The organism is Chryseobacterium herbae, from assembly GCF_025154075.1.
GTDB lineage: Bacteria > Bacteroidota > Bacteroidia > Flavobacteriales > Weeksellaceae > Chryseobacterium > Chryseobacterium herbae.
This window is the reverse complement of sequence record NZ_JAOAMU010000001.1, coordinates 649190-663146: the sequence shown is the minus strand read 5'-3', so window position 1 is coordinate 663146 and position 13957 is coordinate 649190. Positions and strand designations below refer to the sequence as shown.

Annotated in this window: 12 protein-coding genes; 9 read left to right on the top strand and 3 right to left on the bottom strand. The window is 38.0% G+C overall.

Annotation, left to right across the window (positions count from 1 at the left end; genetic code table 11):
• The first annotated feature begins 18 nt into the window (after nucleotides 1-18).
• Complete coding sequence (locus tag N0B48_RS02790) at nucleotides 19-384, top strand: hypothetical protein (RefSeq protein ID WP_259836601.1); 366 nt, start codon at nucleotides 19-21, stop codon at nucleotides 382-384.
• A gap of 236 nt (nucleotides 385-620) precedes the next feature.
• On the opposite strand, the gene N0B48_RS02785 is transcribed toward N0B48_RS02790, so the two are convergent.
• Complete coding sequence (locus N0B48_RS02785; protein ID WP_259836600.1) at nucleotides 621-1577, bottom strand: DUF4349 domain-containing protein; 957 nt, start codon at nucleotides 1575-1577, stop codon at nucleotides 621-623.
• Nucleotides 1578-2051: 474 nt separating this feature from the next.
• Here N0B48_RS02785 and N0B48_RS02780 point away from each other — a divergent pair, with 474 nt between their 5' ends.
• Together N0B48_RS02780 and N0B48_RS02775 are read left to right on the top strand one after the other, a co-directional pair.
• Entirely contained in the window at nucleotides 2052-2546 is a 495-nt protein-coding gene (locus N0B48_RS02780; RefSeq protein WP_259836599.1) for a hypothetical protein, read from the top strand.
• Nucleotides 2547-2564: 18 nt separating this feature from the next.
• A complete protein-coding gene (locus N0B48_RS02775) occupies nucleotides 2565-4886 on the top strand; it encodes a reprolysin-like metallopeptidase (protein WP_259836598.1) in 2322 nt (773 codons plus the stop codon).
• 69 nt (nucleotides 4887-4955) lie between these two features.
• Here the strand turns inward: N0B48_RS02775 and N0B48_RS02770 are convergent, their stop codons facing one another.
• A complete protein-coding gene (locus N0B48_RS02770; RefSeq protein ID WP_259836597.1) occupies nucleotides 4956-6551 on the bottom strand; it encodes a peptide chain release factor 3 in 1596 nt (531 codons plus the stop codon).
• Between the two features lie 163 nt (nucleotides 6552-6714).
• Nucleotides 6715-7407 carry a hypothetical protein gene (locus N0B48_RS02765; protein ID WP_259836596.1) on the bottom strand — a complete coding sequence of 231 codons (693 nt, stop codon included), beginning with the start codon at nucleotides 7405-7407 and terminating at the stop codon, nucleotides 6715-6717.
• Between the two features lie 109 nt (nucleotides 7408-7516).
• Between N0B48_RS02765 and N0B48_RS02760 the strand changes: the two genes are divergently transcribed.
• From N0B48_RS02760 to N0B48_RS02735, 6 genes are all read left to right on the top strand, one after another.
• Nucleotides 7517-8347, top strand: a complete 831-nt coding sequence (locus tag N0B48_RS02760) for a CPBP family intramembrane glutamic endopeptidase (RefSeq protein WP_259836595.1) — start codon at nucleotides 7517-7519, stop codon at nucleotides 8345-8347.
• A 69-nt stretch (nucleotides 8348-8416) separates the two neighbouring features.
• The gene (gene rdgB, locus N0B48_RS02755) at nucleotides 8417-8992 is read left to right on the top strand and encodes an RdgB/HAM1 family non-canonical purine NTP pyrophosphatase (RefSeq protein ID WP_283950681.1); all 576 of its coding nucleotides are present in this window, start codon (nucleotides 8417-8419) and stop codon (nucleotides 8990-8992) included.
• 55 nt (nucleotides 8993-9047) lie between these two features.
• Complete coding sequence (locus tag N0B48_RS02750; protein ID WP_259836594.1) at nucleotides 9048-9962, top strand: ribonuclease Z; 915 nt, start codon at nucleotides 9048-9050, stop codon at nucleotides 9960-9962.
• A 6-nt stretch (nucleotides 9963-9968) separates the two neighbouring features.
• Nucleotides 9969-10739 (top strand): TIGR02757 family protein, encoded by a 771-nt coding sequence (locus tag N0B48_RS02745; protein ID WP_259836593.1) that lies wholly within the window; start codon nucleotides 9969-9971, stop codon nucleotides 10737-10739.
• 12 nt (nucleotides 10740-10751) lie between these two features.
• On the top strand, nucleotides 10752-11315 hold the full coding sequence (locus tag N0B48_RS02740; RefSeq protein ID WP_259836592.1) for a DUF1003 domain-containing protein: 564 nt from the start codon (nucleotides 10752-10754) through the stop codon (nucleotides 11313-11315).
• A gap of 248 nt (nucleotides 11316-11563) precedes the next feature.
• Nucleotides 11564-13930: a choice-of-anchor L domain-containing protein gene (locus tag N0B48_RS02735; RefSeq protein WP_259836591.1), complete on the top strand. Its 2367-nt coding sequence runs from the start codon at nucleotides 11564-11566 to the stop codon at nucleotides 13928-13930.
• Nucleotides 13931-13957: the final 27 nt, after the last annotated feature.

The following is a 13957-nucleotide window of genomic DNA, read 5'->3' as shown; positions in this document are numbered from 1 at the left end:
ATATAAAACACACTGCTTATGAAAAAAACTTTGTGGATCAGTCTGGGCGTAGTCCTTCTTCTGGTAAGCGTTTTTGTATGGTACAAGTACTTTTTCGTTTTTGGAGAGGGCGTAAAGTCCGGCTACCTGAATTATGCCATGAAAAAAGGCTATGTCTTCAAAACCTATGAAGGAAAATTGATCCAGGAAGGTTTTGGAAAAGGGAAAACAGGAACCATTACAAGCTACGAGTTTGAATTTTCTGTAGAAGATTCTGAGATTTTTAAACAGTTGGAAACCAACAGCGGTAAAACTTTTGATCTTCATTACAAAGAATACAACGGATCACTTCCGTGGAGAGGAAACACAAAGTTTGTTGTAGACAAAGTAGTGAACATGAAATAGCGAAAGGCTCCCATATGGGAGCCTTTCATTTACAAACCACTTACTTTAATAATATATAAGCGCTCTTTCAAGCGATATTATTCTTATTTTTCCTGATTTATACCGGAATGTACATCTCATATCCGGATATTACTATGCTTATCTTAGTAAATATAAATATAGGAAGAAGTAATGAGTTTAAATTTTTTATTCATTAAAAAAATATTAAAAAAATCCACCTTTCGATGGATTCTGTTTTATTGAGGATGGTCGTCGGTAGTTTTTTTGTTTTTCTTCTTGTAGAAATAGTATCCTATCCCGCCAATTATGAATAGTGGCCATAGAGGCAGAAGGAAAAGAAAGGCAGATGTGATTACTCCCCAGCCGGATGAAATGGCTGCCAGTGATTTTCCACCGAAAGTTTTAGGTTCTTTTTCAATGTCAGATTTATCGGTAAGTGTTACCGTTATCGTGCATAGGGTATTGTCTGCGTAGTTATTTCCGGTCACCTGTATGTTCTTGGTTTCAATATCACCGATATCACTAAGATCATTCATTAAACCGTCGAAATTCTGAATCGGAACTTTTATATCCATATAATATACCCTCTGAGTGTTTTCCGTGTAGGAAGATTCCCTTCTGACAGGCTCTGCGGTAATATAGGTAAGCTCTTCACTTTTTACGTACCCGTTGTTTCTTACGGTTTCTTCCCTCACCAATTCTTTCACGGTATCGGCATTATCGGCCTTTACTGATAGCAATCCGGTTTTTACCATTCTGTTTTTCGCATTGAGTTCGTAGCTGTCGTTTTTCGGCTTGTCCTTGTATATGATTTTGGTTTCTTTGATCACCTTCGGAGCCGGAACATTCACAACGATCTTTTCATTTTTTTTCTCTGCTGAATCTTTTTTCTCAATTTTAGATTCCAGTTTCGTAGATGTAATTTTATCAGACAATGAATCTACTATTTTTGAAGTGTTTTCTATTTTCTGCTGAATTTCACCTTTAGCATCTTCAAAATCCTTTATTCGGACATTCGCTGAATCCAGAACTTTATCTGCTGTATTATTAATAGAATTAACGGTTTCATTTACAGCCGCAGTCGCACTGTCCGCTGCATGTAAGGTATCTTCTATTTTTGATTGGGTACCTTCTGCTTTTTTACACATAATAAAACTGCCTGATACCACCACGAGTAATATGAACTTTTTCATAACGTTATTTTTTTGATGAAGTAAAATTAGCGGTGAAAAGCCCCAAACTTTTGTAAATGAAAAGTATTGTGCTGGTAAAATCGTAATTAGCTTGTTGTCAGTGTTTTGTTTTGATTTTACAAAAGATTTACAAAGAATTTGAAGGTGAACTCATGTGTGTTTTCAGTTAGAAATAAGAAAATCTATGGGAAAGTTTAATGGATTGCATGCTTTTTAACGGATGAATAGATTTCTGCTCGTCTTTAACCAATATGGTATATGTATAACAAGCTGTTTACAGATGCATTTTTATAAAAGTACGAGGTTGGTATTTGCTTTTATTATTTAAATTATTAGTTATTTTCAAATAATTGTATAATTTTAACAACTCATTATTGTATTTTTTGGTTAATTTAATAGTTATTTGATAGTTTTTTCAAAAATATTTATAATTTACCTTTTGAATATTTACATTTGTGTATTAATATTTTGATAATGAAAAGAGTATTTTTGTTGATCTTTTTGTTGCTTCTGTTTGGATTTGGTAGCGGGTTAGGTTGTACAAATGTTTCTGCTACAAAAAACATGGTTAAAACAGAATCAGTAATGAGTAGAAATACTAATGAACTCCAATTTTCAGAAGTAAGAAGACTGAATAGAGATATACCATTAAAAGAGTATACCATTTTACAGTCTTTTGAGGAAACCATAAAACTATACCGTTTAATGGAAGATAAGAGGTTTTCCCGGTCGGCGCCAATTCCGACATTATCTGAAGGTGAGTTTCTGCTTGTGTTGAAACCCAAATTGAAAACACAGCCATACGGAGATATTGAAATAGAGAAGATAGAAGTAGAGAAATCTGTTTTAAATGTTTATTACAAAGAAATTAATAACGAAGAATATTTATTGAACAAAGAAAAGAATCCCATACTGATTCTTAAAATAGAAGGGAAAACTCCTTCAGGTGTTAAGCTAATAACCTCTTAATTTAAACAAAATAAATAGATGAAGAAAAAATTACTGGTTTTGGGAACCTTACTCATGTTTTCAGCAGTAGGGTTTGCTCAAAAAAATTATTGGAAAAAACCTGACTCAAAGAGCAACAGTGAAATTCGTGAAAGTAATGTAAAGATTACTGATTTCACTTTGTTTAAACTTAATGTCAGTGAGATTCAAAATCAACTTAAAAACTTGCCGGACAGTGACCTCCATCTGTCTCAAAAAGGAGTGCTGTTGAATTTTCCAAACCTTGAAGGGGGCTTTGATACCTACGAGGTTTTCGAATCATCAACGATGCATCCAGACCTTCAGAACAGATATTCTGAGATCCGTTCTTATACTGGATTTAAAAAAGGTGACCAATCAGCAGTTTTAAAGTTTACTATAGATCCTTATTTTGGATTTAATGGTATGATCAGAAATAATCAGGGAATTTATTATATCGATTCCTATACAAAAGATAATAACGTTTATAAACTTTATGACAGAAAAAAGGCTTCATCTCCCAATCAGTTTGAATGTCTTTTTAATGAAAATAATGAACGGAATGAATCAGCTTTAAATGTTCAGAAAACAGTTATTGATGGATTACTCAGGAAGTACAGGCTGGCCATTACAACGACAACAGAATATACGGCTTATATTGCAGGACAGGCTGGTGTAGGTTCAGGAACGGATGCTCAGAAAAAAACAGCAGTTCTTGCGGCTGTTAACCTGGCTGTAACAAGATTAAATGAAGTTTTTGAAAAAGATATTTCAGTAAGATTGCAGCTTATTCCGAATACAGATTCTTTATTCTTTATCAGTACAGATACTTTTAATACCCTGGATGCCGGCCAGATGTTAAATGAAAATATCACAGTTACCAATACTATTATTGGTGCTGCCAACTACGATATAGGACACTTGTTCTTTCAGGCAAATGCAGGAAATGATAATGGCTTAGCAGCTACTCCTTCAATTTGTGGAAATAGCAAGGCGGGTGGAGTTACAGGTTCTGCGGTTCCGGTAGGAGATCCTTTTGTAATAGACTACGTAGCCCATGAAATGGGACATCAGTTTGGAGCCAACCATACGCAAAATAATGGTTGTAACAGAAATACACCTACATCCATAGAGCCGGGAAGTGCCAGCTCTATTATGGGATACGCGGGTATTTGTGCTCCCAATGTACAGCCTCATAGTGATGCTTATTTTCACGCAGTAAGCATCGCAGAAATGTATAACAGATTAACTTCAGGAACAACCTCTAACTGTGGTGTAAAAACGCCTATTGCCAATACAGAGCCCATTGCCAATGCTGGCTTGGACAAAAGTATACCGAAGAGTACACCGTTCATGTTAACGGCAACTGCTACAGATGCAGATAATGATGCGCTTACCTATACCTGGGAACAAACTGATTTTGGGGTTGCGACTCAGCCGCCTCAACCGACCAATGCAGTAGGACCTCTTTTCAGGTCTGTAATGCCAACAGCGTCGCCTTCAAGATACTTTCCCAGACTGTCAACCATTGTTTCCGGCTATAACCCTGCCATTGTAACTCCTACAGATGTGAGAGCATGGGAGAAGCTTGCCTCCGCAGGAAGAGATCTTAATTTTTCAGTTCTTGTAAGAGATAATAATCCTCTGGGAGGGCAGACAGGACGTGATGATGTGAAACTTACCGTTGTCAATGCGGCGGGACCTTTCGTGGTTACTTCACAAAACGCTGCGGGAGTTGTTTGGACTCAAGGTCAGTCATATGCCATTACATGGGATGTTGCCAATACAACAGCTGCACCTGTAAGCACACCTAATGTAACGATCCTGTTGTCAAAAGACGGAGGTCTTACTTTCCCAACTGTTTTGGTGGCAAGTACTCCTAACAGTGGAACTTATAATTATACTGTTCCGGCCGGTCTTGGAACAGTTTCGAACAATGCCAGAATTATGGTGAAAGCTGTGGATAATGTATTTTTAAATGTTAATTCACAAAATTTTACAATTAATTCAGCTGTTATAGTAGATCCGGGTCCAAATCCGACAAATCCGATAATACCTACAAGAATTTACCAGGGACTGATGATATATCCTGTGCCTTCCAACGATGGTTATGTTTATATTAAAGCAGATTTCCCTAGACAGGCTCCATTGCGTCCTTATGTTATTTCTTACGAAATATTTTCAATGGATGGAAAACTGGTTGTTCCTAAAAAGACCAAATATATATTTGACCAGGATCTGGAACAGATTAACTTAAAACATTTACCTACCGAATCCTACATGATTCATGTTAAGGTAGATGGAGAAAAAATTGTCAAGAAATTAATGATGGTACCAAAGTAAATCATCTCAATAGATTCAATAAAAAAAACCGTTCATATGAACGGTTTTTTCTTTTTTATGGGTTTAATATTACTCATTATTAAATTCACTGATAAAATGCAGCTTCACATTCGGGAATTTTTCCTGTGTCATATGAATTGTAAATGAAGAATCTGCCAGGAATACCAGCTGATCGTATTTATCTCTGGCAAGGAAACGCTGCTTCAGTCTTGCAAACTCTCTAAATTCATCAGATTTCTCATCAGCTTCCACCCAACATGCCTTATGCATGGAAAGAGGTTCGTAGGTACATTTTGCACCGTACTCATGCTCCAGACGGTATTGAATAACCTCGTATTGAAGCGCACCTACTGTTCCTATGATCTTTCTGTTGTTCATTTCCAGGGTAAATAACTGGGCAACCCCCTCATCCATCAGCTGATCAATACCTTTTGCCAGTTGCTTAGCTTTAAGTGGATCACTGTTGTTGATATAACGGAAATGCTCCGGAGAGAAGCTTGGAACCCCTTTAAAGCTCAATTTTTCACCTCCTGTCAGGGTATCACCGATTCTGAAACTTCCGGTATCATGAAGGCCTACAATATCTCCCGGGAAACTTTCGTCCACAACCTCCTTTTTGTCGGCGAAGAAGGCATTCGGGGAAGAGAACTTCATTTTTTTACCTTCTCTTACCAATAAATAATTTTCATTTCTTTTGAATGTTCCCGAAACAATTTTCACAAAGGCCAATCGGTCTCTATGTTTCGGATCCATATTCGCGTGGATCTTGAAAACGAATCCTGTAAAAGTACTTTCTTCAGGCTTTACAAGACGCGTATCACTTTCTTTAGGCTGAGGCATTGGGGCAATTTCAATAAATGCATCCAATAACTCACGTACTCCGAAATTATTCAAAGCAGAACCGAAAAATACCGGCTGCAGATCGCCTGCCATATAATCATCACGGCTGAACTCAGGATATACAGACTGTACAAGTTCCAGTTCTTCTCTTAGATTCTGAGCAGCTTTTTCTCCGATCACCTCGTCAATTGAAGGATCATTGATATCGTCAAACTTAATCGTTTCACCTACTTTCTGTTTCTTTTCTTCAAGGAAAAGCTGGATATTATTTTCCCAGATATTATAAATTCCCTGGAAGTCACTTCCCATCCCAATCGGAATGGATAATGGAACCACTCTTAATCCTAATTTCTGCTCCACCTCATCCAAAAGATCAAAGGCATCCTTACCTTCACGGTCAAGCTTATTAATGAAAACAAGCATAGGGATGTTTCTCATTCTGCAGACCTTCACCAATTTTTCAGTCTGTTCCTCAACCCCTTTTGCAACGTCGATAACAACGATAACGGAATCTACGGCAGTTAAAGTTCTGTAAGTATCTTCAGCAAAATCTTTGTGACCCGGTGTATCCAGGATGTTTATTTTGTGGTCTTTATATTCAAAAGCCAATACGGAAGTCGCTACAGAGATCCCTCTCTGTCTTTCGATTTCCATAAAGTCGGAGGTAGCTCCTTTTTTTATTTTGTTGGACTTTACCGCACCGGCTTCCTGAATAGCACCCCCGAAAAGAAGTAATTTTTCCGTAAGGGTTGTTTTTCCGGCATCCGGGTGGGAAATGATCCCGAAAGTCTTTCTTTTTTGTATTTCTTTGATTAAGTCTGACATAGTGTATTTTGAAGTTGCAAAAATCGGGATTTTTTGCGAGGTTTTCAAATAATTTACTGAATAAATGGGTGAGGGGGTACGGGATTCGAGTTTTAGAGTTTCAGGGTTTACATATTTAGCTACTGTCTAAACCTTAGTCTCAACCTCAGTTTGGCTTCTCTTTTTAAGTAAAATAAAATACCAGCCAGAGTATAAGTCCACAGATTGAAAAGGCTGCTAATATAACGAACAGAAGTGTAAAACCTTCACTTTTTCGATCTATTTTCCATGTTTCCGGGTCAATGAAATAGCTATGAAAAACCTGAGGAGCAATTTTCAGATCCGGTCGGAAAATACTGATTCCTTGTAGAAAACGAGCGTACAGTGTATAACGGTCTTTGATGACATGGAGTGGAAGAGCCATTTCAACATATAAAGAATTTGGGGCTTCTTTTTCAGATTTTATGAACACTTCGAGCAGCGGAATGATTCCCGAATTTCGGGTGTTGTGTGATGAAATGTCAAATTCTTTTCCGGAAGCAACAAGATCGGCGTACAGTATTTTTTTTACAGCTTCATTTTTTGAATTACAATAAAGAATTCCGGTTTCATTAATGATAATTTTACTTGCTGTAAGATTTCTTTTGATGATATAATGCTTTACAGAAGGAATTAAAATGCCAAATCCTATAGGGAAACAGATTAATGCCGGAATAAGCATCACTTCAATACCTCTTTTGTAAATTCCATACGCGGGAAGAAGGATAAGAAAACCACAACCGAAAAGCAATACGCCATAAAGAAGTGTCTGAAGTATGAATGTCGGAAATGTGCTGATTTTAGATTCTAAACTTTGGAAAAACTTTTCTGAGTTCATTCTGGCTGTGATTGTGATGAATAGGCGAAAATAAGTATTTCCTTTTTTAGTTGCTTAAGGCTTTCAAAAAAATTATCTTTGTTTTCATAAATTTTTTACAGAGAAAAGCATGGAAAATAGCAGGTATCCGAAGTTTACGTTCACATGGATCGGTGGGCTTGTCCTGGTGGCAGGATTATTCATAGGAACAATGGCTGTTACCTTTTTTGGGAGTTTCTGGAAAATTGCTTTCAGAGAAAACCTTGAACTGAAAGACTGGTTTTTAATGCTGACAAACGCTGTTGGTTTTTTGACAGCAATTGCTTTTTTTGATTTTTTTATTGTGAGACCAAGCACAGGAAAAAAACTGAATTTCAACTTTTCGCCTACCAATTTTTACACCTATCTCCTGATATTTCCTATGATGCTCGGGATGATGTTTATCTCAGAATTTATCACCTCACTTATTCCTATCACAGGACCGTTTTGGGGAAAGTATTATGAATATTTTGCCCAGCTGATGGAGCAACTTACTTTTGAACCTGTCATTATGATCATCATGACGGTGATTATGGCCCCGATTTTTGAAGAGATTATTTTCAGAGGAATTATCCAGAAAGGTTTAATGAATAAAGGTGTAGATCCTAAAAGAGCGATTTTTTATGCATCCGTTATCTTTGGGGTGATCCACGGAAATCCATGGCAGTTTGTAGGGGCAGTATTATTGGGCGGTGTTTTGGGATTAGTCTATTATAAAACAAAATCCCTGTTGCTGCCGATGCTGCTGCACGGATTTAACAACCTGTGTTCTTCAATGCTGGTGACTTACACCAAAAGCGAAAGTTTTGCAGATGCTTTGAAAATTTCCGAATGGGTTATTTTAGCCGTCGGAATTGTTCTTTTTTCATTATTCTACTACCTTTTTATGAAGAAGAATAAAGTGCATTACGCTGAAATTTAATGGATAACAAGAGTAAATGAGCCGTAACTAACATACGGACAAACGAATTGAGCAAAAATGAATATAGATATGGAATTATTGGTTGCTACGCACAACGTACACAAAAAAGAAGAGATCCAGCAGATTCTGGGAAATGATTTTACAGTAAAAAGCCTTACAGATTATAATATTCACGAAGAAATCGTAGAAGATGGCGATTCTTTCAATGCCAATGCCCTGATCAAAGCAAAGTACTGTTTTGAGAAAACCGGAATTCCCAGCTTGGGGGACGACAGCGGACTTGTAGTGGAAGCTTTAGACGGCAGACCCGGAATTTTTTCCGCCCGTTATGCCGGAGACCACGATTTTGCTAAAAACATCGAAAAAGTTTTAAGCGAATTGAAAGGTGAAAACAACAGGAAAGCCTATTTCATTACTGTTTTATGTTATTATGATGAAAACGGAGCCCGCTATTTTGAGGGCAAAGCTCATGGAAATTTATTGACGGAAAATAAAGGCCATAAAGGATTCGGCTATGATCCGATCTTCGTTCCTGAAAGTTATGACATGACTTTTGCGGAAATGAATCCGGAAGATAAAAACAGAATCAGCCACCGTAAACAGGCATTGGATCTGTTCCTGGAGTTTCTGAAAGTAAAAGATTAATTCTAAACCTATGTTTAGATTTTCATTCGTACATTTGTTTCAATAAACTATTGATTTGAGTACTTATTTAACGATACTGGGCTTTAACTCAGCTATTCCGACCATCAATTCTTCACCCACAGCCCAGCTGCTGGAAATAGAAGAAAGACACTTCCTGATCGATTGTGGAGAGGGAACACAGGTACAGCTGAGAAAAGCGAAAGCAAGATTTTCAAAGATCAATCATATCTTTATATCACACCTGCACGGCGACCATTGTTTCGGTTTGCCGGGGCTTATTGCGTCTTTCCGTTTGCTTGGAAGGGATACTCCTATTCATGTTTATGGTCCGAAAGGCATTAAAAAAATGCTGGAAACCATCTTTACGATTACAGAAACGCATCGCGGTTTTGACGTTATTTATCACGAGCTGGATAAAGACTCTTCCGAAAAGATCTATGAAGACAGCAGGGTAGAAGTATATACCATTCCTTTGGATCACAGAATATACTGTAACGGTTATCTATTTAAAGAAAAACCGAAAGACAGACATCTCAATATGAAGGAAATCGCCAAATACAGCGAAATAGAAAGCTGTGATTACCACAATATAAAAGCAGGAAAAGACTTTGTACTGAGCGACGGATACGTTCTTAAAAATGAAATACTGACCCTGGATCCGGCACCTCCGGTTTCTTATGCGTTTTGCAGTGATACCCGTTATCTTGAAACGGTGTTGCCGATTATTAAAAATGTAACCGTTCTATATCATGAATCTACTTTCCTTCATGATCTGAAAGAGATGGCGGATTATACCGGACATTCAACGGCTTTGGAAGCAGCAACAATTGCTCAGAAAGCTGAAGTGGGGAAACTTATCCTGGGACATTTTTCAAACCGATATGGAGACCTTACGGTATTTACGGATGAGGCCAGAACTATTTTTCCTAATACCTTCCTTCCAAAAGCGCTGGAAAGTGTAAAAATTTAAACCTGTATGCTTAATTTTGAAGAATTAAAAAGCTTTTTGAACGAAAAAGCAGACCAGTACAACAGCCTTGATTTTATTGAAGATGACCCGATACAGATTCCACACCGTTTTTCTTTAAAGCAGGACGTGGAAATTGCAGGTTTTCTGGCGGCAACTATTTCCTGGGGAAACCGGAAATCGATTATTAAATCCGCAGAGAAAATGCTTGACGTCATGGGAAATTCCCCGTATGATTTTGTACTGAATTATTCCGAAAAAGATCTGGAAGCCCTTCAGGACAAAAGTATTCACAGGACTTTTAACGGCCAGGATTTTGCTTACTTTATCAGGCAATTCAATAAAATTTACCGGGAAAATGAAAGCATTGAGAATTTATTCTTGGTAAAAGATCAGGAAACCAATTTTCTTCATGCTATTGAAAGATTCAGAAGCCGTTTTCTGGAAACGGAGAAGCACAGAAGTCATAAACATGTCAGCTCGCCGTATAAAAATTCTTCCTCCAAAAGGATCATTATGTTCCTGCGCTGGATGGTGAGAAAAGATAAACATGGGGTGGATTTCGGTATTTGGAAAAATATAGATCAGAAACACCTGTCTATTCCGTTAGATGTTCATACGGGAAATATGTCGAGAAAGCTCGGTTTGGTTTCCAGAACGCAGAATGACTGGAAGACGGTGGAAGAACTGGATATTGCTATCAGAAAATTTGATGAGAACGATCCTGCTAAATATGATTTTGCCTTATTTGGACTGGGTGTGACCAAAGAACTCTTATAACATTAGGAAAGGATGAAAAAAGAAACCGAAAAAACAGAAATCGAAAAAACGGAAATCTTAGAAAAAATAGCCAATGGTATTACGTGGTGGGTCGGTTCTATTCCGTCACTCATCGTTCATACCTTATTCTTTGTCACTTCATTTCTTTTACCGATGCTCAATCTGGTTGAGTTCGACAAAATGCTTTTGATTCTTACTACGGTAGTTTCTCTGGAAGCGATTTATCTGGCTATTTTCATTCAGATGTCAGTGAATAAAAGTCACGAGAAAATTGAAGATATTCAGGAGGACATCGAGGAGATCAGTGAAGATATTGAAGATATTCAGGAAGATATTGAAGAGATCAGCGAAGACATTGAAGAGATCAGTGAAGATATTGAGGAGATCAATGAAGACATTGAAGATATCCAGGAAGATATTGAAGAGATCAACGAGGATGAAGATGATGAAGATCACAACGAAAGAGCTAAGAATGTAATTCTTAAAAGCAATGTAAGCTCCAACAAAAATGAAATTAAAGCGCTAAAAGATATCATCAGTCAGCTTAAAGATGAAATCGAGCAGTTGAAAAAATAAAAGAAATCGGATCTAAAAACAGAAGAAAGTTAAATGATCCTCAAAAATACAAAAGCAGACCGCTATACATGATCCGGTCTGCTTTTTTTATGTTGATTTTTAAATTAAAAATGCAACTCTACTAATTTTGTGGAATATATAATTATAAAATAAATTTATTACGAATACCTATGGTGAATTATGATAACATACTAAAAAGGGGTGTTTTTGATTGATATTTTTGCTACATTTGAACAAACAATAATAAAATGTTAAGTTATAGATTGAACAAATACTTTTTAGTTACCCTGTTTCTGATGGCTTCTGTTTTGGTATTTTCCCAAAGAGCAGACAGAAAGCCAAAGCCTGAAAAGTTTAGTGCAGCAAGTAAGAAAGCAGGTGCATTCATAGATGTAAATGTACCCACTTACCTGCCTTCCGGCTATACAATAGAAGATCTTGTAAAAAAAGTGCTGATTTCCGGAGGATCTGTCTGCGCAGCACCCAATGTGAGCAATGTAACCATATCTCCCAATCAGCTTTCAACGGATACAGAAAGAGCCTGGGGATATTTCAACAAAGGAACGACCAGTTTCCCTTTTACTGACGGACTTCTTCTGGTAACAGGAAAAGCGAGAAGAGCCGGAAACGGCCTGGAAGGACCTGGAGCATTAAGTGATGTCGTGCCGGGTGCCGGTATGAATGATCCAGATCTTGTGGCAGCCATTAATCCACCGGGTAACCTTAAAGACATAGTGTCCCTGGAATTTGATTTTGTGCCGAACAGTAATCAGGTGAAGTTTAATTATTTATTTGCTTCGGAAGAGTATACCAGCGGGTATCCATGTGGTGATTTTGCAGACGGTTTTGCGCTTCTTCTTAAAAAAGTTGGAGATCCTACCTATGAAAATCTGGCTATTCTACCTAACGGAGACGGGCCTGTGAGCGTAACGAATATCGTTCCGGCAGGAGTAGGGTGTAGCGCCGCAGAAATTAAAAACGAACAGTATTTCGGAGGATTGAATACGCTGAATATAGAAACCAATTTTATAGGAAGAACTATACCTCTTAAAGCAGTTGCCACTGTTATTCCGGGCCAGACTTATCATTTTAAAATGGTTTTAGGAGATGCTATAGACAATAGTTATGATTCCGCTGTATTTTTACAGGGTGGATCTTTTGATATCGGAATGACTATTGTTGACAATAATGGAAACCCTCTGGGAGAAACATTGAATATGTGTGACAATACTCCACAGGTTTTAAAAGCACAGGTAACAGCCGTTCCCGGAATGACTTACAAATGGTACAAAGACGGAGTATTAATTCCTTTTGCAACGAATGCAATATATATAGCCACTGCTCCGGGAGTATATGAAGTGAAAACTTTTGTGGGCGGAACGGAATGTCAGAAAGCAAGCATTACGATCATTGGAGGAACTTCTCCTACTGCTCAGAGTGCAACACTCAAACTTTGTGCGACTCCGGCTTTAAGTACTTTTAATCTGGACAGTACAAAACCTCAGATCAGTACCACTCCGGGAGCTGTATTCCGCTTCTACGCCAGTCAGACTGACGCGCAGGCACAAAATAACAATTTTATTACCAACACTACTGCCTATAACGGTACAGACAATCAGGTTATTTATGTCCTGGTTTCCAACGGAGCCTTCTGTAGCAAAATTGTTACTCTGACATTAAGAAGAGAAGAAACCCCAATTGCTCAGGTCACTGCTCCAAGAATGAGAATCTGTGCCGGTGAATCTCTGATCATAACCGCTTCCGGTGGGGTAACCTACCAATGGAGTGATACTTCAACTAATGGAGGCGTGAGAACCGTGAGCCCGACTCAAACGACAACCTATACGGTATATGCTATAGGTGCGCAGGGATGCAGATCTCTGCAGCCGGCTACCATTACGATTGATGTTGTTCCTGCCATTGTATCTTCTCTGAAAGGAGGCCAGATTTGCGTAGGTGATATGATTCTTTTAGATGCCGGATCAGGACCTGGATATACCTACGAATGGAATACCGGTGAGACTACTCAGGCTATTACCGTGGGAACTCCGGGAGAATATACTGTAAAGATCAGCAATGGTGTCTGTTCTCAGGAATTTAAAACTCAGGTGATCCGTGCTGTGGTTCCTCAAATTATAAAAGTAGATTATAGCGTTAACGGGACGATGGTTCTTACCGCAAGTAACCCGAGTAACGGAACATTAGAATATTCTGTAGATAACGGTTTCACATGGCAGTCATCCAATGTATTCTCCAATGTTCCTAAAAATACGATCATTTCGATCCGTGTCAAAGTGAAGAATACCAGTTGTGTAGGATTTCTTGAATATTTTACATTCGTTATGAAGAATGTCATCACACCCAACGGAGACAAAGTAAATGATATCATTGATTTCAGTGGAGTAAGCAGTTATAAAGACTTTAAAGGTCTTGTTTTCGACCGCTATGGAAGAGAAGTGTTTAAAGCGGCTAAAACCAGACCTTACTGGGATGGGTATTTCCAGGGAAAACGCCTTCCTACTTCATCTTATTGGTATCAGGTGACCTATGAGGACCCTGCCAGTAAAGAGATGGCTGTGAAAACAGGATGGATCCTTCTTAAAAATATGGAATAATTTTTTTATACAATATGTACAAAGACT

What these genes read in the sequence shown, in the direction of transcription:
- N0B48_RS02790 (WP_259836601.1), top strand. Translation starts at nt 19, where the DNA reads ATGAAAAAAACTTTGTGGATCAGTCTGGGCGTAGTCCTTCTTCTGGTA.
- N0B48_RS02785 (WP_259836600.1), bottom strand. Translation starts at nt 1,577, where the DNA reads ATGAAAAAGTTCATATTACTCGTGGTGGTATCAGGCAGTTTTATTATG.
- N0B48_RS02780 (WP_259836599.1), top strand. Translation starts at nt 2,052, where the DNA reads ATGAAAAGAGTATTTTTGTTGATCTTTTTGTTGCTTCTGTTTGGATTT.
- N0B48_RS02775 (WP_259836598.1), top strand. Translation starts at nt 2,565, where the DNA reads ATGAAGAAAAAATTACTGGTTTTGGGAACCTTACTCATGTTTTCAGCA.
- N0B48_RS02770 (WP_259836597.1), bottom strand. Translation starts at nt 6,551, where the DNA reads ATGTCAGACTTAATCAAAGAAATACAAAAAAGAAAGACTTTCGGGATC.
- N0B48_RS02765 (WP_259836596.1), bottom strand. Translation starts at nt 7,407, where the DNA reads ATGAACTCAGAAAAGTTTTTCCAAAGTTTAGAATCTAAAATCAGCACA.
- N0B48_RS02760 (WP_259836595.1), top strand. Translation starts at nt 7,517, where the DNA reads ATGGAAAATAGCAGGTATCCGAAGTTTACGTTCACATGGATCGGTGGG.
- rdgB (WP_283950681.1), top strand. Translation starts at nt 8,417, where the DNA reads ATGGAATTATTGGTTGCTACGCACAACGTACACAAAAAAGAAGAGATC.
- N0B48_RS02745 (WP_259836593.1), top strand. Translation starts at nt 9,969, where the DNA reads ATGCTTAATTTTGAAGAATTAAAAAGCTTTTTGAACGAAAAAGCAGAC.
- N0B48_RS02740 (WP_259836592.1), top strand. Translation starts at nt 10,752, where the DNA reads ATGAAAAAAGAAACCGAAAAAACAGAAATCGAAAAAACGGAAATCTTA.
- N0B48_RS02735 (WP_259836591.1), top strand. Translation starts at nt 11,564, where the DNA reads ATGTTAAGTTATAGATTGAACAAATACTTTTTAGTTACCCTGTTTCTG.